General features: G+C 61.8%; 14 protein-coding genes, 1 tRNA gene and 1 pseudogene. 3 read left to right on the forward strand and 13 right to left on the reverse strand.

The features are described 5' to 3' along the window. Positions 1-36: 36 nt before the first annotated feature. From glgB to IZ6_RS14070, 11 genes and pseudogenes are all read right to left on the reverse strand, one after another. Positions 37-1,941, reverse strand: coding sequence for a 1,4-alpha-glucan branching protein GlgB (gene glgB, locus IZ6_RS14020; protein ID WP_222875659.1), 1,905 nt, complete (start codon positions 1,939-1,941; stop codon positions 37-39). Further along, complete coding sequence (gene treS / locus IZ6_RS14025; protein WP_222875660.1) at positions 1,941-5,207, reverse strand: maltose alpha-D-glucosyltransferase; 3,267 nt, start codon at positions 5,205-5,207, stop codon at positions 1,941-1,943. Before treS ends, glgB begins: the two co-directional genes overlap by 1 nt. An 8-nt stretch (positions 5,208-5,215) precedes the next feature. Continuing rightward, positions 5,216-7,156: pseudogene (locus tag IZ6_RS14030) on the reverse strand (alpha-1,4-glucan--maltose-1-phosphate maltosyltransferase); the annotation flags it as partial. A gap of 123 nt (positions 7,157-7,279) precedes the next feature. Then, complete coding sequence (malQ, locus tag IZ6_RS14035; protein WP_222875662.1) at positions 7,280-9,373, reverse strand: 4-alpha-glucanotransferase; 2,094 nt, start codon at positions 9,371-9,373, stop codon at positions 7,280-7,282. Between the two features lie 8 nt (positions 9,374-9,381). Then, complete coding sequence (glgX, locus tag IZ6_RS14040) at positions 9,382-11,472, reverse strand: glycogen debranching protein GlgX (RefSeq protein ID WP_222877644.1); 2,091 nt, start codon at positions 11,470-11,472, stop codon at positions 9,382-9,384. Between the two features lie 251 nt (positions 11,473-11,723). After that, entirely contained in the window at positions 11,724-14,177 is a 2,454-nt protein-coding gene (gene ligD / locus IZ6_RS14045; RefSeq protein ID WP_338054672.1) for a DNA ligase D, read from the reverse strand. A 47-nt stretch (positions 14,178-14,224) separates the two neighbouring features. Beyond that, positions 14,225-15,322: a tetratricopeptide repeat protein gene (locus IZ6_RS14050; RefSeq protein ID WP_222875663.1), complete on the reverse strand. Its 1,098-nt coding sequence runs from the start codon at positions 15,320-15,322 to the stop codon at positions 14,225-14,227. Between the two features lie 94 nt (positions 15,323-15,416). Next, positions 15,417-16,325, reverse strand: a complete 909-nt coding sequence (gene ku / locus IZ6_RS14055; RefSeq protein ID WP_222875664.1) for a non-homologous end joining protein Ku — start codon at positions 16,323-16,325, stop codon at positions 15,417-15,419. Between the two features lie 274 nt (positions 16,326-16,599). Continuing rightward, entirely contained in the window at positions 16,600-16,773 is a 174-nt protein-coding gene (locus tag IZ6_RS14060; protein WP_222875665.1) for a CsbD family protein, read from the reverse strand. Between the two features lie 46 nt (positions 16,774-16,819). Beyond that, positions 16,820-17,713 (reverse strand): SDR family oxidoreductase, encoded by an 894-nt coding sequence (locus IZ6_RS14065; RefSeq protein ID WP_222875666.1) that lies wholly within the window; start codon positions 17,711-17,713, stop codon positions 16,820-16,822. Beyond that, entirely contained in the window at positions 17,694-18,386 is a 693-nt protein-coding gene (locus tag IZ6_RS14070; RefSeq protein WP_222875667.1) for a glutathione S-transferase family protein, read from the reverse strand. The genes IZ6_RS14065 and IZ6_RS14070 overlap by 20 nt, the downstream gene beginning before the upstream one ends. Before the next feature lie 126 nt (positions 18,387-18,512). On the opposite strand from IZ6_RS14070, the gene IZ6_RS14075 reads away from it, so the two are divergent. Continuing rightward, complete coding sequence (locus IZ6_RS14075) at positions 18,513-19,319, forward strand: undecaprenyl-diphosphate phosphatase (RefSeq protein WP_222875668.1); 807 nt, start codon at positions 18,513-18,515, stop codon at positions 19,317-19,319. A gap of 55 nt (positions 19,320-19,374) precedes the next feature. On the opposite strand, the gene IZ6_RS14080 is transcribed toward IZ6_RS14075, so the two are convergent. Beyond that, complete coding sequence (locus tag IZ6_RS14080; RefSeq protein WP_222875669.1) at positions 19,375-20,352, reverse strand: complex I NDUFA9 subunit family protein; 978 nt, start codon at positions 20,350-20,352, stop codon at positions 19,375-19,377. Positions 20,353-20,459: 107 nt separating this feature from the next. Between IZ6_RS14080 and IZ6_RS14085 the strand changes: the two genes are divergently transcribed. Both IZ6_RS14085 and IZ6_RS14090 read left to right on the forward strand, forming a co-directional pair. Further along, positions 20,460-20,546: transfer RNA gene (locus IZ6_RS14085), tRNA-Leu, on the forward strand. 93 nt (positions 20,547-20,639) lie between these two features. Then, a complete protein-coding gene (locus IZ6_RS14090) occupies positions 20,640-22,436 on the forward strand; it encodes a DEAD/DEAH box helicase (protein WP_222875670.1) in 1,797 nt (598 codons plus the stop codon). Positions 22,437-22,512: 76 nt separating this feature from the next. Here the strand turns inward: IZ6_RS14090 and IZ6_RS14095 are convergent, their stop codons facing one another. After that, on the reverse strand, positions 22,513-23,793 hold the full coding sequence (locus IZ6_RS14095) for a sugar MFS transporter (RefSeq protein WP_222875671.1): 1,281 nt from the start codon (positions 23,791-23,793) through the stop codon (positions 22,513-22,515). Between the last annotated feature and the right edge of the window lie 44 nt (positions 23,794-23,837).

Raw genomic sequence — 23,837 nt, forward strand, 5'->3', positions numbered from 1 at the left:
CGCAGATAATACGTATTGTAAACGTGTTTAAACGTTTCAGCCCTCGCCACGGCGCTCGAAAATGATGGTCGAGAGTGGCGGCAGAGTCAGGCAGAGGGAGTAAGGCCGGGACTGGCTGCCGATCTCATCGGCAAAGAGGCCACCGGCATTTCCCATATTCGAGCCGTTATAGATCCCCGCATCCGTGTTGACCGCCTCGCGGTAGAAACCCGGATGGGGCACGCCGAGCCGGTAGCCGGTGCGCGGGACCGGCGTGAAGTTCGAGACGACCACAGCGATGTCGCCCTCTTTCTCGCCCTTGCGCACCCAGCCGATAATGCTGTTGTCGCTGTCGTCGGAGACGATCCATTCGAAACCCGACGCTTCGCAATCGCGCTCATGCAGCGCGGGGATTTCGCGATAGGCGCGGTTGAGATCGCGCATCAGCGCCTGGGTGCCGCCATGCACCGGATATTGCAGCACATGCCAGTCGACCGAGCCGTTGTGGTTCCACTCGCCGACCTGTCCGAACTCGCAGCCCATGAACACGAGCTTCTTGCCGGGATGTCCCCACATGAAGCCGAGATAGGCGCGCAAGTTCGCAAAGCGCTGCCATTCATCGCCCGGCATGCGGCCGAGCAGCGAGCCCTTCCCGTGCACCACTTCATCGTGACTGATCGGCAGGATAAAGTTTTCGGTGAAGGCGTAGAGCAGGCCGAAGGTCAGATCGTTGTGGTGATAGCGGCGATGGATCGGATCCTGCTGCATGTAGCGCAGCGTGTCGTGCATCCAGCCCATATTCCATTTGAAGCCGAAGCCGAGACCGCCGGTATAGGTCGGGTGGGAAACGCCCGGCCAGGCCGTCGATTCTTCGGCGACGGTGATGACGCCGGGACAGGCCGCATAGGCCGTCTCGTTCATGCGGCGCATGAAATCAATGGCCTCGATATTTTCATTGCCGCCATAGCGGTTCGGAATCCACTCGCCGGCTTTGCGTGAGTAGTCCAGGTACAGCATCGACGCGACCGCATCGACGCGCAGGCCGTCGAGATGATATTTTTCGAGCCAAAAACGCGCATTGGCGACGAGGAAGGCCGAAACCTCCGCGCGTCCGAAATTGTAGATGTAGGTACCCCATTCCTGATGGAAACCCTGCCGCGGATCGGCATGCTCATAGAGATGGGTGCCATCGAAATAGCCGAGGCCGTGGCCATCGACCGGGAAATGTCCGGGCACCCAATCGAGCAGAATGCCGATGCCGGCCTGATGCGCCACTTCGACGAAATGTTTGAAGTCTTCGGGCGTGCCGAAGCGGCTGGTCGGCGCAAACAAGGATACCGGCTGATAGCCCCAGGAGCCGTCGAACGGATGCTCCATCACCGGAAGAAGCTCGATATGCGAGAAGCCGAGATCCTTCACATAGGGAATGAGGCGCTCGGCCAGTTCGCGATAGGTCAGCGAACGGTTGTTCTCTTCCGGCACGCGCGCCCACGAGCCGAGATGAACTTCGTAGATCGCGATCGGCTTTTTGCGCGGATCGCCCTCGCCGCGCTTTTCGATCCAGCCCGCATCGTTCCATTGGAAATTCGGTTCATCGTGCAGGATCGACCCCGTCTCCGGCCGGATCTGCGCCGCAAACGCCAGCGGATCGGCCTTCAGCGGCAGAAGCTTCCCGTCCGGCCCTTCGAGCTCGAATTTGTAATGCTCACCCTTTTTGAGACCGGGGATGAAGAGTTCCCACACGCCGCTATCGCCGCGATGCTGCATCACGTTCGAGCGTCCGTCCCATTGATTGAAGTCGCCGACGACGCTGACGCGGCGCGCATTGGGCGCCCACAGAGCGAAGAGGAAACCCGCCACGCCGTCGCGTTCGGTCGCATGAGCGCCGAGCACGCGATAGGGAGCATCCGACCCCGTATGGGTGATGCGCCAGAGGTCCTGATCGGGGATCGCGCCGTGCATCAATCCTCCTTGTCGTCGAGAGCGGTGAGAACGCCGCGAACCGGCGTTCCAATCCAGTCCGGCCGGTTATCGGCCTCATAGGCGATCTCATAGAACGCCTTAGCCAACAAATGCAGTTTCAGAAGGTTCCGCCGCGTCTTGCGGTCTTCGACCCAGACCGGGGTCCCGCGCGAGGCCCTCTCGTAACCATCGAGGAAAGTTTGCGTAATCAGGCTACGGAACTCTTCCGCCGCGGCATAGACCCTAGGTGCGACATGCGAAAGACGCCCGCCCACCTCGCGCCCCGCCGTCTCCGCCGCATAGGCGAAGCTGCGCAGCATGCCGGCGACATCGCGCAGCGGCGATGACTTGCCGCGGCGCTCGGCGGCTGGCCGGGACGGTTCGCCCTCGAAATCGACAATGTAAAGATCGCGGTCGGCGACGAGCACCTGACCGAGATGGAAATCGCCGTGAATGCGCGTCTTGATCGCGTCTTCAGGCTTAAAGACCAGAGCATCGATCGCCTTCATCGCCTCTTCGCGGCGATCGAGCAGGGTTTCGATTTCGGGCGTCAGCGTCGAAGCCGGCACGCGCATGAGACCGGCAAAGGCACGCTCGGCTTGCAGACGCGCATCGTCCGCCGCCTTCTTCACGTCGTCCTGCGTCAGTGGCTCGGCTTTGAACGCCTCGTCCTCGGTCGGCGTTGCCAGCGCCTTGTGCAGTTCGGCGGTGCGCACGCCGAGAAGATCGGCATAGCGGAAATAATTTTCGAAGACTTCGCGGATGCTCTGCGCATTGCCGTCCGGCACCAGCGCATAAGTTTCGAGCTCGCGCTTGAGCGCCTCCATCAACTGCGTCCAGGCATCGCCCTGATGCGGGACATATTCCTGGAGGATCGCCAGCGCCGTCGGCGTGCCGTCCTGCGCGATATGTTCGACGCCGCCGAGCAGCGCCGGCGTGTTCTTGTAGCCGGCAACCTCCGTGAGGAAGCGCCCGACTTCGAGCTCCGGATGCACGCCCGGCTGCAGGCGGCGATAGAGCTTCAGCATCATCTTGCCGCCGAAAATGATCGACGAGTTCGACTGCTCGCCGTGATAGCGGCGCGGAACATTATCGCCTTGCGTCGGATCGCCGAGATCTTTCAGCGCCTTTTCGAACTCCGCTGTCTTTTCGAAATTGACGCGGCCGCCATCGCGGGTCGAGAAATTCGCGCCCTTCTCCATGGCGCTGAGAACGGCGAGCGCAAATTCCGGCGATGCGCCGGCATCGTACAACAGCCCGACGCGCGGGCCGCGGCGGACGCGCGCCAGCGCGCACGGCACAAGGCTCTCGTTTTCTCGCTCCTCAATAGCAAGCGGCAGCGAATAGATCTGGCTATCGCCATTTGAGAGGTCAACGCGCACGCGCGGCCAGGTGAAAGTGTCGGCGCCCTTCCTGTCGCGCATGACGGTGTGATCGAGCACTTCGACGCGCTTGATCGCCTGGCTCTTGCCGCCGAACCAGCGCTGCAGCGGCAGGAAGCTCGGCGCGGCCGTGCGCTCGAACGCGATGCGTTCGCGGTCGCGGAACAGGCTGTCGGGCGAGCCCTGAATGACGAGCGTGAAGAGTTCGGGCGCGGCGCGCGGCGGCGGCGACGCATCGGCCGGCGGCACGGTCAGCGAGAACCAGTAGAAGCCGTAAGCCGGCAGCGTCAGCAGATAAGAAAGTTCGCCGATGGCGGGGAAGCTTGTGCCACCCGAAAGCTCGACCGGCACGCGGCCGTTCATATCGGCAAGATCGAGTTCCACCGCCTGCGGCGCGCGCGACAGATTGGCGACGCACAAGATCGTCTCGCCGTCATATTCGCGCAAGTATGCAAGCACTTTGCGGTTTGATGGATAGAGGAAACGCAGCGAGCCACGGCCGAAGGCACGGAAATTACGGCGTACAGCAATCAGGCGACGCAGCCAGTTGAGCTGGCTAGACGGCGAGCGCAATTGCGCTTCGACGTTCACGGCTTCATAGCCGTAGATCGGATCCTGGATCGACGGCAGATAGAGCCGCGCCGGATCGGACCGCGAAAACCCGCCATTCCTGTCCGGGGACCATTGCATGGGCGTGCGTACGCCATCGCGATCGCCGAGATAGATATTGTCGCCCATTCCGATCTCGTCGCCGTAGTAAAGGAACGGCGTGCCCGGCATCGAGAAAAGAAGCGAGTTTAGAAGTTCGACCTTGCGGCGGTCGTTTTCGAGCAGCGGTGCGAGGCGGCGGCGAATGCCGAGATTGATGCGCGCACGGCGATCGCCGGCATAGAAGGTCCAGAGATAATCGCGCTCGGTCTCCGTCACCATTTCGAGCGTCAGCTCGTCGTGGTTACGAAGGAAGATCGCCCACTGGTTCCCTTCGGGAATTTCCGGCGTCTGGCGCATGATGTCGGTGATCGGGTGCCGGTCTTCCTGCGCGATGCCCATATACATGCGTGGCATCAGCGGAAAATGGAACGCCATATGGCATTCATCGCCGTCGCCGAAATAGGGCGCGGTGTCTTCCGGCCATTGATTGGCCTCAGCCAGCAACATGCGATCGGAATAGGAACGGTCGAGCGCCTGACGCACGCGCTTGATGACCTGATGCGTCTCCGGCAGGTTTTCGCAATTCGTGCCGTCGCGTTCGATGAGATAGGGGATCGCGTCGAGACGCAGGCCGTCGACGCCCATATCGAGCCAATAGCGCATCACCTGCAGAACCGAAGCGAGAACGCGCGGATTATCGAAATTCAGATCCGGCTGATGCGAATAGAAGCGGTGCCAGAAATAGGCTTTCGCTTCCTCGTCCCAGGTCCAGTTGGATTTCTCGGTGTCGAGAAAGATGATGCGGGTGTCGGAATATTCCTTCGCCGTATCCGACCACACATAGAAATCTCTGTAGGGCGAGCCCTTCTTGGCGCGGCGCGCACGCTGGAACCAGGGATGCTGGTCCGAGGTGTGGTTGATGACGAGTTCGGTGACGACTCTGAGGCCGCGCGCGTGCGCTTCGCGCACGAAGCGGCGGAAATCGCGCATTGTGCCATATTGCGGGTTGATGTCCTTGTAGTCGGCGATGTCGTAGCCGTCGTCGCGCAAAGGCGACGGATAGAAGGGCATGATCCACAGCGCGGTGACGCCGAGATCCTTCACATAGTCGAGCTTCTGCGTGACGCCCTCGAAATCACCGATCCCGTCATTGTTGGAATCGAAGAACGACTTGACGTGAATCTGATAAAAAATCGCGTCCCGATACCATTGCGGGTCGCTGCGGTCGATCATGGTCTGCTCTACGGACGAGGCGGGATCAGCCGCCAGATGAGAACGGGGTTGGTTGCAGGATCAAGGGCGACAGTCTGAACCTTGCCATGCAGAGTGAAAGGGCTTCCGGGACGAAGCAAATCCTGGGCCTCGATCGTGGCATGATCGGGGAGACCGAACTCCCAGAGCGGAATCTCGAAGCTCGTATCCTGCCTGTTGTGCGGATCGAGATTGACGATGACGACGACGCAATTGTCGCGCTCGGGCATCAATTTGGCATAGGCCAGCACATTGTCGTTCCAGGCATTGAGGAACAGCGCATTGCGGAAATCCTGCAAAGCCGCGTTGTCGCGCCGCATCTTGTTGAGCGCGGTAATATGCGACCGGATATTGCCTGGGCGGTCCCAGTCCCAGGCACGGATCTCGTATTTCTCCGAGTCGAGATATTCCTCTTTGCCCGGCAGCGGCTTTGCTTCGCAGAGCTCAAAGCCCGAATAGAGGCCCCAGGCACCCGAAAGCGTTGCCGCCAGCGTCGAACGGACAATGAACCCGGCACGGCCTGCCGTCTGCAGCGGGATCGGGTTGATGTCCGGCGTATTGACGAAGAAGTTCGGGCGGTAGACCTCGCCGAGATCGCCGGCAAGTTCGGTGACGTAACTCGTCAGCTCCGCTTTGGTGTTGCGCCAGGTGAAATAGGTATAGCTCTGCTGGAAGCCGATCTTCGCCAGAGCCCGCATCATTTTCGGGCGCGTGAACGCTTCCGCGAGGAAGATGACATCCGGATAGGTGCGATTGACCTCGCGGATCAGCCATTTCCAGAACGGCAAAGGTTTGGTGTGCGGATTGTCGACGCGGAAGATGCGCACGCCTTCATTGGCCCAGAACAGCACCACATCGCGCAGCGCATACCACAGAGAGGGAAACGCGCCTCTGTTGTAGAAATCGACATTGACGATGTCTTCGTATTTTTTCGGCGGGTTCTCCGCATATTTCAGCGTGCCGTCCGGACGCCAGTCGAACCATTCCGGATGTTCTTTGATCCAGGGATGATCGGGCGAACACTGGATGGCGAAATCGAGCGCAATTTCGAGGCCGTGCTGTTTCGCGGCGGTCACGAGACGGCGGAAATCCTCGATCGTGCCGAGATCGGGATGAATGGCATCGTGTCCGCCGGCGTCCGAGCCGATGGCGTAGACGGAGCCGACATCGCCGCGTTCGGCTTTCAGGGAATTGTTGCGGCCTTTGCGGTTCTTCATGCCGATAGGATGGATCGGCGGGAAGTAGAGCACGTCAAAGCCCATGCCCTGGACGTAAGGAAGTTTCTTGATGACGTCGTCGAACGTGCCGTGCCGGGCTGGATCGTCCGACATCGAGCGCGGAAAGAGTTCGTACCAGCTTGAGAAGCGCGCCGCGGTGCGATCGGCGATCACGACAAGCTCGCGGTCATAGCGCGAGAGATTGCCGCGCTGCGCCGCATCCTGAACGGCCTTCACATGAAAGGGATCGATCAGTGCGCCGAGCTGCTCGTCGGAGCCCGTTTCCTGCGCCTGCACTTCGCCAAGCACGGAAGCCAGGCTGTCGTTCCGTTCCGATGCTTTTTCAAGCAGGGCGACGCCTTCGGCGATTTCGCTGGTGACGATCTGTCCGGCGGCTTTCTTTTTCTGAACTTCGTTGACCCAGGAACCCCAGACATCGCGCCAGGCTTCGACGGTGTAGAGATAGCGGATATTGCGCTCGAGCTTGAACGAGCCTTTCCAGCGGTCGTTATCGAGGAAGGTCATGGGCGCGCGGCGCCAGTCCGGCTCATCCTCGGCGCGGAAAATGATTTCCGCGCGCAGAATGTCGTGCCCGTCGGAGAAGATATCGGCCCAGACCTCGACCTCGTCGCCGGCAAGGCGCTTGACCGGGGTGCGGCCGCCGTCGAGCTCCGGCCAGACATTTTCGATGACGACCCGGCCGGTGCCGTCGGGCTCCAGCATCTCTTCGATGGACGTCAGGGTCGGGCGGGCATTCATCGGGACCTTCCTCGTACTGAACGCGGAAAGAAGGTTAAGCGGGGCACGGCGCGACAATAACGACAACTCATTGATATTTCATGCCGGACCCGGCCTCCGGCGGCCCTCACCGGAGAGCAGTTTCGCCCAGCCTGCCAGACGGCTTGAATGACCGGTAAGCTCTTGAACATTCGTGAAAATCCGGCGCCGCCAGTTCGGGTGGCCGGTCTCGACCCCCGGCAGATTGGCCTGGTCGATCTCGCCTGCGGCATCTTCGAACTGGATGGCCGTGAGCGCCGAGGGCGCCCGGGCGATGAACCGTATGGCGGCATCGAGCGGGGGCTCCGGCGGGGGCTCGGCGGTGTCCAGAAGCCCCTCCTCATTCAGCGCCTGGCAGAATTTGCGGACATCCTCACGCCGTGCGGTCCGCTCATGCCCGGCCCGCTCAGGATCGAAGACGGCAAGATTTTCGCGCAGATCGATATCGCCGCCATGCCACCAGCCGCGGAGCGTCGGCAGATCGTGCGTCGTGAAAACCGACATGGCATCGCGCGGATATTCCGCCGGCTTCTTGAAGCGCCCGTGTTCACCGCGCTCGAAATACATGACCCGGTAGGACAAAAGGCCGGCATGCATGATCGCATCCGAAAAACCCTCCGGCGCCGTGCCGAGATCTTCTGCAATGACAATACATTTCGAGCGATGACTCTCGAGCCGCAGCACCGCGAGCAATCCCTCGAACGGGAAATCGACATAGGCGCCGTCCGGTCCATGCCCGCCTTCCGGGATAAGAAACAGTCTCCGCAGCTGAAAGGCATGATCGATTCGAATGGCGCCGGCATGACGCATGTTGGCCGTCACGAGTGCCCGGAACGCTTTCAGACCGTGGCGTTCGAGCGCGAACGGGTCCATCGGCGGCAGACCCCAGTTCTGTCCCTGCGGTCCGAGCGGATCGGGCGGCGCGCCGACGGATAGCGTCGGCGAGAACAATTCGGGCGCGGCCCAGACTTCCGATCCGCTGCGGTCGCCACCGACCGCAAGATCGCGATAAAGCCCGATCGCCATGCCGCTCTCGCGCGCGGCGTTCGCAGCTTCGTTCAATTGCTTATCGGCGAGATATTGAAGCCAAGCATGGAAGGTGACGAGATCGGCTTTCTCGTCGCAGAACCAGGAGACAACCTCGGATTTCGGCGAGCGGAACGCATCGGGCCATTCGCCCGTCCAATTCCGGTTCTCGCCACGAAAATGTTCAGACAGGGCTTCGAACGCGGCATGGAGTTTGAGCGGCTCGCCGCCTTCCTTGCGGAAGGCCTCAAAGTCCGCGTCGGTACCGTCCATCAGAAAATCCGCGAACAGCGCATCGAGCAGCGGCCGCTTGAGCGCCCAGACGCCCTCATGATCGACAAGCGGCGCCGAACGCAGCACCGCAAGCTTTGCACGATACTCCGCGCTGTCCATCAATTCCGCGGCTTTCGAACCGGAAAATCCGGAAATGGCGGTGATGTCGAGATGCAGCGTTTCAAGGAAGAGGCGCGAGGACGGCGAATAGGGTGAATATTTCGAGCGGTCGGCGGCAAACAGCGCATGCAGCGGGCTAAGACCGAGAAAATCGCCGCCAAGCGTTCCCGTGCCCGTCGCGGCTTCCGCGACATCGGTATACTCGCCGATGCCCATACTGCGCGCACTCGTCAGTCCGTACACCTGCGCGACCGTGCCCCAGAGCCGCGCGCCGCGCGACAGCACATCCGGCAGATAACAGCGCGGCGGGGCCGAAATAATCGTCGCCGAACCTGTGTCATCGCCTGCCGAAAGTTCGAGCGCAAAATAGCCCATATTCAGCGGCGGCAGGAGAACAAGCCCGTCCGAGACGGGAACGCGCCCGTCACGCACCGCGCCGCTCTCATCGGTCAGGCGGAAGCCGGCTTCGCCTGCAGATGTCTTGATCGCAATGCGCGGCGACTGGCCGGGCACGGAGACGATCAGCGCCGGGATGAGCCCGTTACGAAGCTTCTCCAGCCCAATGAGGCTTTCGCGCGCCTCTGCCTCGGTCTGCGATTTCAGTCCAAAACCGTCGAGCACGCGCAGGCGCGCTTCAAGCGAGGTTTCGACCCAGGAGCCATTTTGATCGCGGAAACCCGCATGCGCGCCGGCAAGATCGGCGAGGCGGTGACGGATATCATCGAATTCGCTCATACCCTGCCCTAACCTTCATGCCTGAAGAGGACAAGCGTGCGCGGCGGAATTTCGAACATCTCGCCCGGTCCGAACATAGCGGGATACTCTTTCACCAGGCCCTCGGCGAGCCCTGTGTCGATGATCGACGCCCAGCGGCGGCTCGGGAATTTTTCCGGCAGTTTGAACGGCACCGCTTCGTGCCAGGCATTCATCAGAAGCAGGAAGCGGTGCCCGTCCGGCGCATCATTGCCGAACTGCATGCCGATCGTGCGGCGTCCGGCGCTCCAGTCTTCCGGCGTCATTTCGCGGCCGACCGGATCGATCCAGTAAATGTCTTTCAAGCCGGTGCCGCCGACAAGCGCGCCGGTCATGAAACTCTTGCGTCGGAACGCATCGTAGCGTGCCCGCAGCTCGGTCACGTTCTTCACGAACGTCTCGAGCGAAGGATCCGGGTCGTCGCTGTCGCGCCATTTGAGCCAGCTGATTTCATTGTCCTGGCAATAGGCATTGTTGTTGCCGTCCTGCGTGCGCGACATCTCATCGCCCGCGGTCATCATCGGAACGCCTTGCGCGAACATCAACGTCGCGAAGAAATTTCGCTTCTGCCGTGCGCGCAGCGCGGTGATTTCCGGGTCGTCCGTCGCGCCCTCGGTGCCGCAGTTCCAGCTGATATTGTGGCTGTGGCCGTCTTTGTTGTCTTCGCCGTTCGGCTCGTTATGGCGTTCGTTGTAGGAGACGAGATCCTGCAGCGTGAAGCCGTCATGCGAGGTGACGAAGTTGATCGACGCCCAGGGATGGCGCCCGCTCGGTTCGTAGGTTTCCCGCGATCCCGTCAATACGCGTCCGAGCGCGGGCAACTGATCCTCATCGCCACGCCAATAGCCGCGCACCGTATCGCGGAACTGATCGTTCCATTCGCTCCAGCCCGGCGGGAAATTACCGACGCGATAGCCGCCCGAACCGACATCCCAGGGCTCGGCAATCAGCTTTGTCTTCGACAGAACGGGATCCTGCGCGACGGCCTGGAGGAATCCGGACCGCGCGTCATATTCGAACGGATCGCGCGCAAGCGTCGTCGCAAGATCGAAACGGAAGCCGTCGATGTGATAGTTCTCGACCCAATGGCGGAGCGAATCCATCACCATCTGCAGCACGCGCGGATGCGACACGTCGAGCGTATTGCCGGTGCCGGTCGAGTCCCAGGAATGGCGTGGGTTTTCCGGCGAAAGCTTGTAATAGACGGCATTGTCGATGCCGCGGAAGGAAAGCGTCGGGCCGAGCGATGAGCCTTCACAGGTGTGATTGTAGACAACGTCGAGAACGACTTCGATGCCCGCATCGTGCAGCGCGCGGATCGCGCCCTTGAAACCGTTGACGCCGGCATCGCCGAGATAGCGCGGCTCGGGCGCGAAATAAGCGAGAGTCGAGTAACCCCAATAGTTTTTGAGATTCTTCTCCACGAGGAAGCGATCGTCGACGAAAGCCTGGATCGGCAGGAGTTCGAGCGTTGTCACACCGATCTTTTTCAGATGCTCGATGACTTTCGGATGGCCAAGCGCCGTGTACGTGCCGCGCCAGCTTTTCGGCACGTCCGGCTGAAGTTCGGTGAGGCCTTTGACATGCGCCTCATAAATCACCGTATCGCGCCACGGCACGTTCGGCTTTCTGTCTTCGCCCCAATAATGAGCCGGCTCTTCGACGACACATTTCGGCATGAAGCGCGCGCTGTCGCGCCGGTCCATCGTCAGATCGCCCCGCTGCGAGCCGATGCGATAGCCCCACATCGAATCGTGCCAGCGCAATTTGCCTGACAGAAGCCGCGCATAGGGATCGACCAGCAGTTTGTGCGGATTGAATCTGTGGCCGTGCGCCGGATCGTAAGGACCATGCACGCGATAGCCGTAAAGCTGGCCCGGCGTCAGCCCTTCAACGTGGATGTGCCATACATTATCGGTGCGGTTCGGCATCGCGATGCGCACGCTTTCGCGCTCCGCGCCGGGATCGAACAGGCACAGCTCAACGGCGGTCGCGTGTTCCGAGAACAAAGCGAAGTTGACGCCCTTGCCGTCCCAGACCGCGCCGAGCGGATTGGGGGCGCCTTCGCTGAGGCGATGCATGGAGGACGGGGGTCTGAGGCTCGAGGCGATGGAGCGAGCCGTATTGCTCAACGCCTTTGTCCAATCCGAAGGTCCGCTCGATGCCATACAGCGTGTTGTCCGTTAACCTACGTTATCTCAGCGTACTTTCCGGCGGCTTTTGCCGAGAAGCGGCTTCAGCGATTGCCGGGTCTTGAAGACCTCGGCCCAGGGGTCGCGGCCAAGATGTTGCAAGCGGCGAGCCAGATTTGTCACGTTGAAATGCTCTCCCTTCATATCGGGCCCCAATTCCTCCCAGTCGAGGGGGTGGCGACCGGCGCGCCCGGCCGCGCCCGTGTCGAATAGGCGGCAACCGCCGTCGCCCCCTGCCCGTTCCTGAGATAGTCGACAAAGACCCGTCCTTTGCGGATCTTCTTTGACATGGTGGAGACATAGAGCTCGGGGCTGTCGCCGGCCATCTGCTCGGCAAAGACTTTGGTAAACGCTTTCGCTTCGTCCCATGCCACATCCGGCTTCAGCGGCACGACGACATGCAGCCCCTTGCCGCCGGTCGTTTTCACAAAGCTTTCGAGACCGAGTTCGTTCATGCGCTCGCGCACGTCGCGCGCGGCGGCAACGACGCCGGACCATGCGACGCCGTCTCCCGGATCGAGATCGAAAATCAGCCGGTCCGGCATGGTCAGTTTCGGCTGTTTCGAGCCCCAGGGATGAATTTCGAGCACGCCCGCCTGCACCAGCGAGATCAGCCCGCTGATATCTTTGATCGCGAGCATTTTCTCGTCATCGCCCGGCACGTCGATTTCGCGAATGCCCGGTCCGAGCCCGGCCCAGGCATGTTTCTGGAAAAAGCATTTCGCGCTCGCGCCCGACGGGCAGCGCACCAGAGACAGCGGACGGTCGACAAGATGCGGCAAAATCCAGTCGGCGATCTCGGCGTAAAATTCGGCAAGCCCTTGTTTGGTGACACCTTCATCATCCCACAGCACGCGCTCGGGGTGACTGAGATTGACGCCCGCGACCGCGACGCCTTTCTTTATCTGCGCCATCTTTGCCTTGGCTTTCGGCTCGGGCATGTCTTTCGGCACCTCACGCACCGCGCTTTTCGGATCCTTATCCTCGCGCAGGCCTTTGAAACTAGCGTGGCGCAAAGACCCATCCTGCGTCCAGCCGCGAAATTCAACTTCGGCAACGAGCTTAGGCTTCACCCAGATCACGCCGCGCCGCTCGTCCGCCGACAGCTTTTCCGCGAAAGACGAGGCATCGGCCTTCACCTTGTCCATCGCCTTTTTCAGATTGCGCGCGATCTTCTGCGTATAGCCGGTGCCGACGCGTCCGGCATAAACGAGTTTGCCCTTTTCATAGTATCCCATCACCAGCGAGCCGATCATGCCGGCGGAGACGGTCGACGGCACATAGCCGCCGATCACAAATTCCGAGCTTTGCGTGCATTTGACCTTCAGCCAGTTGTCGTTACGTCCTGATTTATAGGGCGCGTCGGCACGCTTGGAGATAATGCCCTCAAGTCCGAGACGGCAGGCATGCTCGAGCATCGCATCGCCTTCGGTTGCGAAATGTTCGGAAAAGCGGAGCTTATCCGCCGGCGCATGTTCAACGAGCGCCTGCAGAGCCGTTTTGCGTTCAAGCAGCGGCAGTGCTCTCAGATCGTGCTCGTTAAGATGCAGAAGATCAAAAGCATAGTAGATGGCTTTTCCGGCGACGAGCTTGCCGCCGCGTCCGCCGAGATCCTGCTGCAAGGCCGAGAAACTTGAGGCGCCCGTCTCGTCTTCGACCACAGCTTCGCCATCGATCAGCGCTTCGCCGACGGGAAGCGTTTTGATACCGGCACAGATGTTCGGGAATCTGTGCGACCAGTCGAGCCCGTTGCGCGTGAGGAGTTTCACCTTGCCGTTCTTCAGCCGCGCCTGCAGGCGATAGCCGTCGAACTTCACTTCGTGCAGCCAGTTTTCGCCCGAGCGCGCTTTGGCGACGAGCGTTGCCAACTGCGGCTCAACAAAGTCGGGAAGCTTTGCCTTCTTCCCGGTATGGACGATGAGGGCCTCGGATTTTTTCGCCGTTTTCGATTTTGCGGTTTTCGGCTTTTTCTCCTCCGTCGAATTCACGCTGTCGCCGCGCTTGGATTTCCAGACGCGTTCCTTTTTCGCCGCAATTTCCGGGATAGTGCGGCCGGAGACGACGGAGCGGTCCAGCTCTTTCAGAATGTCCTTGTCTCTTGCCGTCCGCGCCGCTTCGTCGTCGGATTTGATCAGAAGCCAGGGCTCGGCCTTCTCCCGCGCCTTTTTCTTCATGCGCACAAGATGCCAGCGGCCGGATAGTTTTTCGCCGTGCAGCGAAAATTCCAGATGGCCCTTCTTCAGGCCTTTGTGCGGATCGCCTTCCGGCTGCCACGTGCCGCGATCCCAGATCATCACCGTGCCGCCGCCATACTGATCCTTGGGGATGATGCCCTCGAAGGAATTGTAGGCGATGGGGTGGTCTTCGGTCTGGACGGCAAGCCGCTTGTCGGTCGGCACAAGGCTCGGCCCGCGCGTCACCGCCCAGCTCTTCATCACGCCGTCGAGTTCGATCCGGAAATCGTAATGAAGCCGCGTCGCATCGTGCTTTTGGACAACGAAAGCGAATCCTTTCGCCTTCCCGGCTTTGGGGGCGGGTTCGGGCGTCTTCGAGAAATCGCGCTTCTTGCGGTAGGCGTCGAGGAGCTTCGGCACGCCTGATCAATTCGTCGGCGCGAAACTCGTTCCCGTAAAGGGTATGGCTATTCGGCTATGCTGAGGCCGCGCATGCGGAACCGGCATTCGATCGCCCTTTTGCGGGCCGTATCGGCGGCGGGCGTCCCCGGTTCGAGGCCGATAAAATGCTCCCAAACCGGAAGCGCGTCGGCAAAGCGGTCGAGGCTCTGGAGCAAGAGAGCAAGATTATAGGCCGCGTCGGCATAATTGCCGGCGATCTCCAGCGCCTTGCAGTAACAGGTGATGGCTTCGTCCTTGCGGCCGCCATCCTCTTCGGCCACCGCGAGGTTGAACCAGGCTTCGGGGAAATGCGGGGCGCGGGCAATCGCCTTGCGCCACAGGATGCGAGCTTCGGCATGCCGCCCCTGCGCATCCAGCACATTTCCGAGATTAAACGGCGTGATCGGATCGTCGCGATCCATTTTCATCGCGAGATCGTAGAGACGTTCGGCGGCTTCGAGATCGCCGAGCATTTCCGCCTCTTCGGCGCATTCGACAATATCGTCGATCCGTTCGGGCAGCGCCTCGAAAGGCAGAGCGAACTGGCCATCAAGCCGGGCGACGACGCCCTCGATATTGCGGCCGACCGCGCCGTCGGGCCCCACCGTCAGACGTACTTCGCTGAGCCGTGTGCCTTCACGTCGGAGTGCGACGGCCGCCGTCACAAGTGCTGCAAAATCGCAGCCTTCGCGCATCAGCCGCGCGGCTTCCTTGGCCGATACAAGATCTCGATAACCGTAAAATTCTTCGACCGGTTCGATCACATCGAACAGCGCGAGCCAGAACAGGAATTCCTCATCGAGACCCGAGAGACGCGCCACGTCCTCGATCGTCATCCAGCGTTCTTCCTCGACCGGCGGCGGGGCGAGGCCGAGGCTGCGCTGGAGAGACAATTCGCTGATCAGCGCCGCGTGATCGGGCATGCGCTCAAGCACATGGATCATGCGCGAGCCGGTGAGCAGCGCATGCGCCGTGCCGCTGCCGACGGCAACGAGGGTCACGCGTTTTTTAAGACGGGTTTGAAGATGGGCGCCGGCGCGGCTGACGGCTGCACCGAGCTGCTGCCGCGTCAGACCGTGGACGCGGCCAAGGACAAAAACCGATGCGCGGTCGAGGTCTAACATCCCCACCCACTGCGGACGCGGGTGAAACACGAATCACGTCCGCCACGAAAAGTGTGCGGCAAGAATGGTTAACAAATCTAAACCTTTTTTGCCGCTAGCCTGCAGCGCGGCGCTTGGCTGGCTTTTTGGCAACAGTCTTTTTCGTGCTGCGGGTTTTGCTCTTGGCGGCGGGACGGCGAACTTCACCCGAAGATTTGCCGCTTGTGGATTTCGCCGCTTTGCCGCCGCGCTCGCCATCGATGGAGCGGCGCAGCGCGTCCATGAGATTGATGACGTTCGAGGGCTTTGCCTCTTTCGGAACCTTGATCTCGCGGCCCTGCTGCTTGGCCTTCAGGAGTTCGATCAGGGCGTTCTCGTAGCGGTCCTCGAATTTGCCGGGATCAAACTTGCCCTTTTTCTTGTCGATGATGTGCTCGGCGAGTTCCAGCATCTCGCCGGGGATTTTCACGTTCGGAATATCCTCGAAATACGCTTCGTCGTCGCGCACTTCGTATTTGTAGTTCACGGTCGTCACGAGAATGCCCTTCCCCCGCGGGAAAAGCGCGACGATGCGCTCGCGGCGATTGAGGACGAGGGTCGCGATGCCGACGACCTTCTTTCTCTTCATCGCCTCGCGGATGACGGCAAAGGCTTCCTGAGCGACCTTGTCGTCCGGCGCGAGATAATGCGAGCCGTCGAGATAGACCTGGTCGATCTCGTCCTCGGGCACGAATTGCTGGATGTCGATCGTGTGGGTCGATTCAAGCTGGACCTTCTCCAGGTCTTCGTTCTCGACGATCACATAATTGCCCTTGGCGAATTCATAGCCCTTCACCCGGTCGTCGCGCTCGACGACTTCCTCCGTCTCGGAATCGATCATCTGCTGCTTCAGCCGGTTTCCAGTTTCCCGGTTCAGCGTGTTGAAGGAGATGCGCTCCGAAGCATTCGAGGCCGGGAACAGGGCCACCGAACAGGAGACGAGAGACAGTTTCAGATAGCCCTTCCAGGATGCACGCGGCGCCATACTGGCTTCCTCCAAGACGCAAGGTCCGGACTCAACACCGCTGGGGAATTCCCGGTTCCCGCCCGTCAAACTCTTCGGTGAACGGCAATAAAAAAGCCGGACAGCTTTGAGGGCTGTCCGGCTTAGAAGACCCGCCTCGGCGAGGGGCTGGGGGGCTGGGGGGCTGAGAAGTCGCCGTGGCCTTGGTCTTGAAGGGATAACTCGTCTCGGTAAACGAGGTTCCGCCAGGGTCCGAAAAAATGTCGGCCGCTGGATGAGTTTTCCTGCGCCCGGATTATCGCAGCTTGTTCAATCGGCTACGCAGCCTGCCTGCCGCCCGGCGCAGTGCCCCGACCAGACGGTCGGCATGGCCTTCGAGTTCGAGACGTGTATTGCCGGTCAGGCGGCCGGTCGCCGCCTTCACACTGCCGCGGGCCTGCTGGACCGCACCCTTGACCCTTTGAGACATGTTTTCCTCCCTTGAGGAACCAACGTCCCGACAGGCTCTCAGGTTCTCAGCGGCCCTCGCCGGAGACGAAGAGTGCGCGAAGCCCTTCCCGATAGGTCGGGAACTGGAAGTGAAGCCCGAGCTCTTCCTTGATGCGGGTGGGCGCGATGCGCTTGTTTTCGGACCAGAAGCTTTTCGCCATGTCCGACAGATTGGCCTCTTCGACCCGCATCATCGGCGGCGGGAAGACACCGAGAAGCCCTGCGGCGAAGGTGACGACATCCGAACTCGGCGCCGGCTCATCGTCCGCGACGTTAAAGACCGGCCCAGCTTGCGGATGGTCGATGGCCGCGGCCAGCACGGCGGCGATATCGTCGACATGGATGCGGTTGAACACCTGGCCGATCTTCGTCAGCCGCCGCGCTTCGCCCTTTTTGAGATCGACCAGCGCATTGCGCCCCGGCCCGTAAATGCCCGACAGGCGGAACACATGAACAGCGCGTCCCGGCTGCGCGAGATCGCGCCAGGCGGTCTCGGCTTCGGCGCGCCGTTTGGCGCGCGCGCTTTGCGGCATCACCGGCGTATCTTCATGCGTCCACGCGCCGCCGCGATCGCCATAGACCGCCGTCGTCGACAGATAGCCGATCCAGCGCAGATTCTCGCTGTTCTTGAAAATGCCGCCGAGCGCGCTTAGCGCCGCATCGCCCCGTTCGTCCGGCGGTATGGACACAAGGACGTGGCTCGCCTCGCGCGCCGCCTTAAGCAGTTCCGGCTGGGCCGCGCCGTCAAACAGCAGCGACTCGACACGGCGTGTCTTCCGCGCCGCAAGCTTGTCGAGGCTGCGCGCGGTTCCGGCTATGCGCGCAAAACGCTCGCCGTAAAGTTCGACGAAGCGCTGCGCGCTGTAGCCCATGCCGAGCACGAGCAGAAAGGGATGGGTGTCAGAAGTCGAGGTCTGCATAGGCGGCCGATGGCGGCATGCCGATGACGCGGTCGGCGATCAGCGTGCGGAAACTCGGCCGCGATTTGACGCGCGCATACCATTCGCGCGCCGTCTCGTCTTCGGTCCACGGAATATCGCCGAGATAGTCGACGACGGAAATATGCGCCGCCGCCATGAGATCGGCATAGGTCATCGCATCGCCTGCGAGCCATTTCCGCTGGCGGATGAGATAGCCGATATATTGCAGGTGATATTTCACATTGTTCTTCGCGGCGCGGATCAGCGCCGGATCCGGCGCGCCGCCGCCCGACGTCGAAGGCATGAAGCGCTTGTAGATTTTCTCCTGCACCAGCGGCACCGAAACTTCTTCGGCGAATTTTTCCGCAAACCACGACATCAGGCGCCGCACCTCGACCCGTTTAGATGCGCTTTGGGGCAGAAGTCTGCGGTCACCGAGGCTTTCGCCCCGCGTCTCGTCGAGCCATTCGGCAATGATGATGGAGCCCGGAACGGCGGCAATTTGTTCGTCGGCGAGCACCGGCGTCGTCCCGGCCGGATTGAGCGTGAGGAAGCCTTCGCGGCGTTCCCACACTTTTTCCTCGATCAGATCGGCCTCAAGCCCCATCTCGGCGAGCACGAGACGGACAAAGCGCGAGAACGGGCAGAAGGGGTGATGATACAGAATAGCCATAAGACGGCCTGATGACTTCCGCCGGTATAGGTGGGATGCGCCGTATGAGTGGCGCACAGGCGCGCCCCCGTATAGAACCCCGACCCGGCCCCGGCAACAGATTCGGGGCCAGTCGGGGGACTACCTATGGATCTGTTGCGGATACTCGACGCTCTCATTCTGGGCGTAGTCGAGGGAGCGACCGAATTCATCCCCGTCTCTTCGACCGGCCATATTCTTCTGCTCGGTCATTTCCTCGGTTTCGAATCGACCGGCAAGACATTCGAAGTCCTGATCCAGCTCGGCGCGATCCTTGCGATCCTGACCGTCTACGCCGGCCGGCTGTGGAATATCGCGACGGCGCTGCCGACGGATCCTTCCGCGCGGCGCTTTGTGCTCGGCGTCCTCCTCGCCTTCCTGCCCGCGGCCGTGCTCGGCGCGCTGGCGCATGATTTCATCAAGACGGTTCTATTCGAGACGCCGCTGGTCGTGTGCATCGCACTGATCGTCGGCGGCTTTGCGCTGCTCGTCGTCGACCGCATGCAGATCAACATCCGCTTTGATGACGCGACGAAGTTTCCGCTCTCGACCTATTTTATCATCGGCCTCTTCCAGTGCCTTGCGCTCATTCCCGGCGTCTCGCGTTCGGGCTCGACGATTGCGGGCGCGCTTCTCCTCGGCGCCAGCAAGCGCGCGGCGGCGGAATTTTCGTTCTTCCTGGCAATGCCGACCATGGCCGGCGCGTTCGCGCTCGATCTTTACAAAAACCGCGACGTGCTCTCGGTGGACGATCTCGCCATCACCGCCATCGGCTTCATCGCCGCTTTCATCACCGCGGTGATCGTCGTGCGCACGGTGCTCGATTATGTGTCGGCGCGCGGCTTTGCGCTGTTCGGCTGGTGGCGCATCCTGGTCGGCGGTGCGGGCCTGATCGGACTTGCGCTGGTGGGCTAACGGCGACGCAGCAGATGAACCTCGCTGTAGCGAGGGTTCACCAAAATCAAAAAACTTACGTCGCGTGCATGTCCGTGAACTGGCCGGCCTTGCGGAAGCGGTAGAGATAGCTAGGCACAACCGTATCCATCGCCGTGCTGCGCACGCCGAGATTTTCCAGCACAAACCCGTTCTTCGCCGCAGTCTGCGAGACGACGCTGTCGCCCTTCAGGAGTTCGACCTGATCGGCCGTCAGAAGCGGTTTCGGCAGAAGCTGCAGGAACTGCGCCTGCAGCGCGGCAATCGGGAACGGCAGCGGCACGAGCAGGCGCTTGCGACCGGTCACTTCGAGTATGTACTCCATGATCTCGCGGAAACTCTGCACATCCGGCCCGCCGAGTTCATACGTGCCGCCGGCCTTCGCCCGGCCGCCGAGAACAGCCGCCACCGCATCGGCGACATCGCCGACAAAGATCGGCTGGAATTTCGTTGCACCGCCGCCGATCAGCGGCAGAACCGGCGACAGGCGGGCAAGCGCCGCAAAACGATTGAGGAACCGGTCCTCAGGTCCGAAGATAACGGACGGGCGCAGAATGACCGCATCCGGGAACGCTTTCAGAACCGCAGCCTCCCCCTCGACCTTGGTCCTGGCGTAGACCGATTTCGATTCGGCGCTGATGCCGAGCGCCGACATCTGCACGAGGGTTTTGACCCCGGCGGCCTTTGCGGCCTCGGCCACGCGGGCCGCACCGCCGACATGCACATCGTGAAAAGTCTGGCGCCCGCTCTCATAAGCGATGGCGACAAGGTTTATGACGGCGTCGGCCCCCTCGACCGCCGCTTCGACGGACGGCGTGTTGCGCACATTGGCCTGGACCGAGACAATCTGCCCGACCGAGCCGAGCGGCTGCAGGTGGAAGGCGAGATCGGGACGGCGGCAGGCATTGCGAACGCGCCAGCCCTGGGCTGCCAGGGCGCGGATGACATGGCGGCCGACAAAGCCTGAGCCTCCGAACACGGTGACGATCCGGTCCGAGACACCGACGGGAGCCATTTTCGACCTCTTCAAAACAGGCTGGAGGCGCCTAACTAAGGCAAGGCTTTCAACACGTCCAGCGCGCCGTTGACCGCAGGGGCTGGGCCCTCTATGACGGCGCCCGTGCCCAGGTGGCGGAATTGGTAGACGCACCAGCTTCAGGTGCTGGCGGCTTCACGGTCGTGAAGGTTCGAGTCCTTTCCTGGGCACCACTTTTCTAAAAGCTGATCGGTGATCGCCGGCTCTGCGCACCAGAGCAGCGCGCGCGTTTCCTCGGCCGGCTTTCGCATCGAGACAAGCGCACCGTGTTTACCACCCTCCATCCATCCCTTGCCCGCGCGCTTGCAGAGCGCAGCTACACCGAGGCGACTGCGGTTCAGACGGCGGTGCTGACCGAAGACGCGGCGGGCCGCGATCTTCTGGTTTCGGCCCAAACCGGTTCCGGCAAGACGGTGGCCTACGGCCTGGCTTTGGGTGAGACGTTACTCGGCCCGGCCGAACGGCTGGAGCCCGCCGCCGAACCCCTCGCCCTCATCGTTGCGCCGACGCGTGAATTGGCGCTTCAGGTTCAGCGCGAGATCGAATGGTTGTATCGTCCTGCGGGTGCACGCGTCGTTTCCTGCGTCGGCGGCATGGATCCGAAATCGGAACGCCGCAAGCTGCAGGCGGGCGTTCATATTGTTGTCGGTACACCGGGCCGCCTTCGCGACCATATCGAACGCGGCGGCCTTGACGTTTCGAGGCTAAAAGCGGTCGTTCTCGACGAAGCGGACGAAATGCTCGACCTCGGTTTTCGCGAAGATCTCGAATTCATACTCGACACGACGCCGGGTGAGCGCCGCACGCTGCTGTTCTCCGCCACCATGCCGCGCGCTATCGCCGCCATGGCGCGCCGCTACCAGCGGGATGCCGCCCGCATCGAAGTACGCGGCAGCGATAGCGGACACGCCGATATCGAGTACCGCGCGGTACGCATCGTTCCCAATGAGACCGACCACGCCGTCGTCAATCTGCTGCGCTATTTCGATGCGCCCGGCACCCTCATCTTCTGCAACACGCGCAACGCCGTTCGCCATCTGCAAGCGACCTTGTCCGAGCGCGGATTTTCGGTCGTCGCGCTCTCCGGCGAGCTGAGCCAGAACGAGCGCAATCACGCGCTGCAAGCGTTGCGCGATGGCCGCGCCCGGGTCTGCGTCGCGACCGATGTCGCGGCGCGCGGCATCGATTTGCCAAGTCTTGGACTTGTCATTCACGCCGAACTTCCGAACGACCCGGAAGTGCTGCAGCATCGCAGCGGTCGCACGGGACGCGCGGGACGCAAAGGCACCAGTGTCCTGCTTGTGCCGCTATCGCGCCGCCGCAAGGCCGAAAGTCTTCTGGCTGCGGCGCGTGTTCAGCCGGTGTGGAGCGGTCCGCCCACGATCGAAGAAATCGCCAAGCTCGATCAGGAACGCCTGTTGCGCGATCCGCTTCTGCTCGAGGAAGCCACTGAGGACGACGCGGAAATGGCTGCGGCCCTTCTCGCCGCGCGCACGCCCGAACAAATCGCCTCAGCGCTTGTGCGCGTATGGCGCTCGCATCTGCCCTCTCCGGAAGAGGTCTTCGATCCCGGCGAAGCGCGCAACAAGCGTGAAATGCGCGATCGCGGCCCGAACGAAAATGGCCCGAACGAACGCGGCGGGGCACAGGACACACGCCCGTCGCGCGAGGCCTTCGCGGGCAGCGCTTGGTTTCATATGGCGATCGGACGTCGCGACAATGCCGATCCGAAATGGCTGCTGCCATTGATCTGCCGCCGCGGCAATGTCACCCGCCAGGACATCGGCGCCATCCGCATCTTCGACCGCGAAACGAAGTTTGAAGTATCCGCCGCCGCTGCCGCGCGCTTTGCGCACGCCGTCCGCAAGTCCGACGGCGATATAGATATCCAGCCGCTCGCAGATAAAAGCGCGTCTGCCCCGGCGCCTTCTCATGCTCCGCATCGCAAACCGGGTAAGCGACAGCGGCCCGACGGCGATCATCGACCGCCGCGCAAAGACGCCGCGGTGAAGGACAACGCCAAAAAGAAGAAGTGGAAGAAGAAGCGCGACCGTCCTGCCTAGTCGGTCTCAGTCTCCAAAGTCCTTCCGCGCGTCCTGCCATAGATAAGGACAATGTTGCCGTCCGAGATTTCGCCCCTCACCTCACCGCATGCGTCTTGGCGTAAAGCCCGAATGCCGCGATGACGCCGTAGCAGATCACCGGAACGATGAGCGCCGCGGCAATTGTCGAAGCATCGGCGACGGTGCCGGTGATGAGCGGCACGATGGCGCCGCCGACAATCGCCATGCAGAGCAGGCCTGAGCCTTCCGGCGTCTTTTCGCCGAGACCGTCGAGGCCGAGCGAGAAGATGGTCGGGAACATGATCGAATTGCAAAGGCCGACACCGATCAGCGCGTAACCGGAAATATGACCGGTCGTCGCCATCGAGATCAGAACGAGCGCGGCTGCACCGCAGGCGAAGATCGCCAGCAGAAGGCCGGGCGCGACAACGCGCAGGAGATACGAACCGACGAAGCGGCCGACCATCGCGCCGCCCCAGTAGAAGGCAATGAGTTCGCCCGCCGTCTGCGCGGAGACGCCGAGCACCGCCGGCTGTTCGAGATAGTTGACCATGACGCTGCCGATCGACACTTCCGCGCCGACATAAGTGAAAATGCCGATGCAGCCGAAGAGAACGCGCGGACGCTTCAGAAGATTGATCGAATCCCAGAAGCCGTATTCATCCGGCTTTGCGCTCGGCACCGCGTTGCGCTGCCACCAGAAGATCGCGGCGATGATGAGCAGCACAGCAGCAATTGCGACATAGATCGTGCCGATGACCTGCCCTTCCGCCGCGCGGAGCGCCGGAAGCTGATCGGCCGGAACAGTCGCGGGATCGATGGCGGCGGCGGTGCCGAGCAGAAGCTGGGCGCCGATAAACGGCCAGATCGTCGTGCCAAGCGAGTTGAAGGCCTGCGCAAAGGTGAGACGTGAGCTCGCGGTGTTCGGATCGCCGAGACCCGCAATCAGCGGATTGGCCGCGACCTGCAAAATGGTGATGCCGCCGGCAAGCACGAAGAGCGCAACGAGCAACGGCCAGTAAAAGCCGGAATTGGCGGCCGGCCAGAACAGCAGCGCGCCCGCTGCCATGACAACAAGCCCCGCGACAAGGCCCTTCAGATAGCCGATGCGCGCGATCAGTGTACCCGCGGGGATGGAGACGAAGAGATAGGCCATGAAGAAGGCAAACTGCGTCAGCATCACTTCCGCATAAGTGAGCGAGAACAGCGCCTTGAGTTTGGGGATCAGAATGTCGTTGAGGCTGGTGGCCCCGCCCCACATGAAGAAGAGGCCGACAATGAGCGCGACAAGGGCGGGCGCCGCCACCGATGCACCCGTCGACTTTTTCGCCGCTTTTGCTTTTGCGCTTTTGGCCATAACCGCCTCCCGGAAAACTTAGTTGGCGGCGAGGCTAAACCGCC

The sequence above is a fragment of the Terrihabitans soli genome (genome assembly GCF_014191545.1).
Lineage (GTDB): Bacteria > Pseudomonadota > Alphaproteobacteria > Rhizobiales > Methylopilaceae > Flaviflagellibacter > Flaviflagellibacter soli.

What these genes read in the sequence shown, in the direction of transcription:
- ku (WP_222875664.1), bottom strand. Translation starts at nt 16,325, where the DNA reads ATGGCGCCGCGTGCATCCTGGAAGGGCTATCTGAAACTGTCTCTCGTC.
- malQ (WP_222875662.1), bottom strand. Translation starts at nt 9,373, where the DNA reads ATGAGCGAATTCGATGATATCCGTCACCGCCTCGCCGATCTTGCCGGC.
- IZ6_RS14060 (WP_222875665.1), bottom strand. Translation starts at nt 16,773, where the DNA reads ATGTCTCAAAGGGTCAAGGGTGCGGTCCAGCAGGCCCGCGGCAGTGTG.
- IZ6_RS14095 (WP_222875671.1), bottom strand. Translation starts at nt 23,793, where the DNA reads ATGGCCAAAAGCGCAAAAGCAAAAGCGGCGAAAAAGTCGACGGGTGCA.
- IZ6_RS14070 (WP_222875667.1), bottom strand. Translation starts at nt 18,386, where the DNA reads ATGGCTATTCTGTATCATCACCCCTTCTGCCCGTTCTCGCGCTTTGTC.
- IZ6_RS14080 (WP_222875669.1), bottom strand. Translation starts at nt 20,352, where the DNA reads ATGGCTCCCGTCGGTGTCTCGGACCGGATCGTCACCGTGTTCGGAGGC.
- glgX (WP_222877644.1), bottom strand. Translation starts at nt 11,472, where the DNA reads ATGCATCGCCTCAGCGAAGGCGCCCCCAATCCGCTCGGCGCGGTCTGG.
- IZ6_RS14075 (WP_222875668.1), top strand. Translation starts at nt 18,513, where the DNA reads ATGGATCTGTTGCGGATACTCGACGCTCTCATTCTGGGCGTAGTCGAG.
- IZ6_RS14065 (WP_222875666.1), bottom strand. Translation starts at nt 17,713, where the DNA reads ATGCAGACCTCGACTTCTGACACCCATCCCTTTCTGCTCGTGCTCGGC.
- glgB (WP_222875659.1), bottom strand. Translation starts at nt 1,941, where the DNA reads ATGCACGGCGCGATCCCCGATCAGGACCTCTGGCGCATCACCCATACG.
- treS (WP_222875660.1), bottom strand. Translation starts at nt 5,207, where the DNA reads ATGATCGACCGCAGCGACCCGCAATGGTATCGGGACGCGATTTTTTAT.
- IZ6_RS14050 (WP_222875663.1), bottom strand. Translation starts at nt 15,322, where the DNA reads ATGTTAGACCTCGACCGCGCATCGGTTTTTGTCCTTGGCCGCGTCCAC.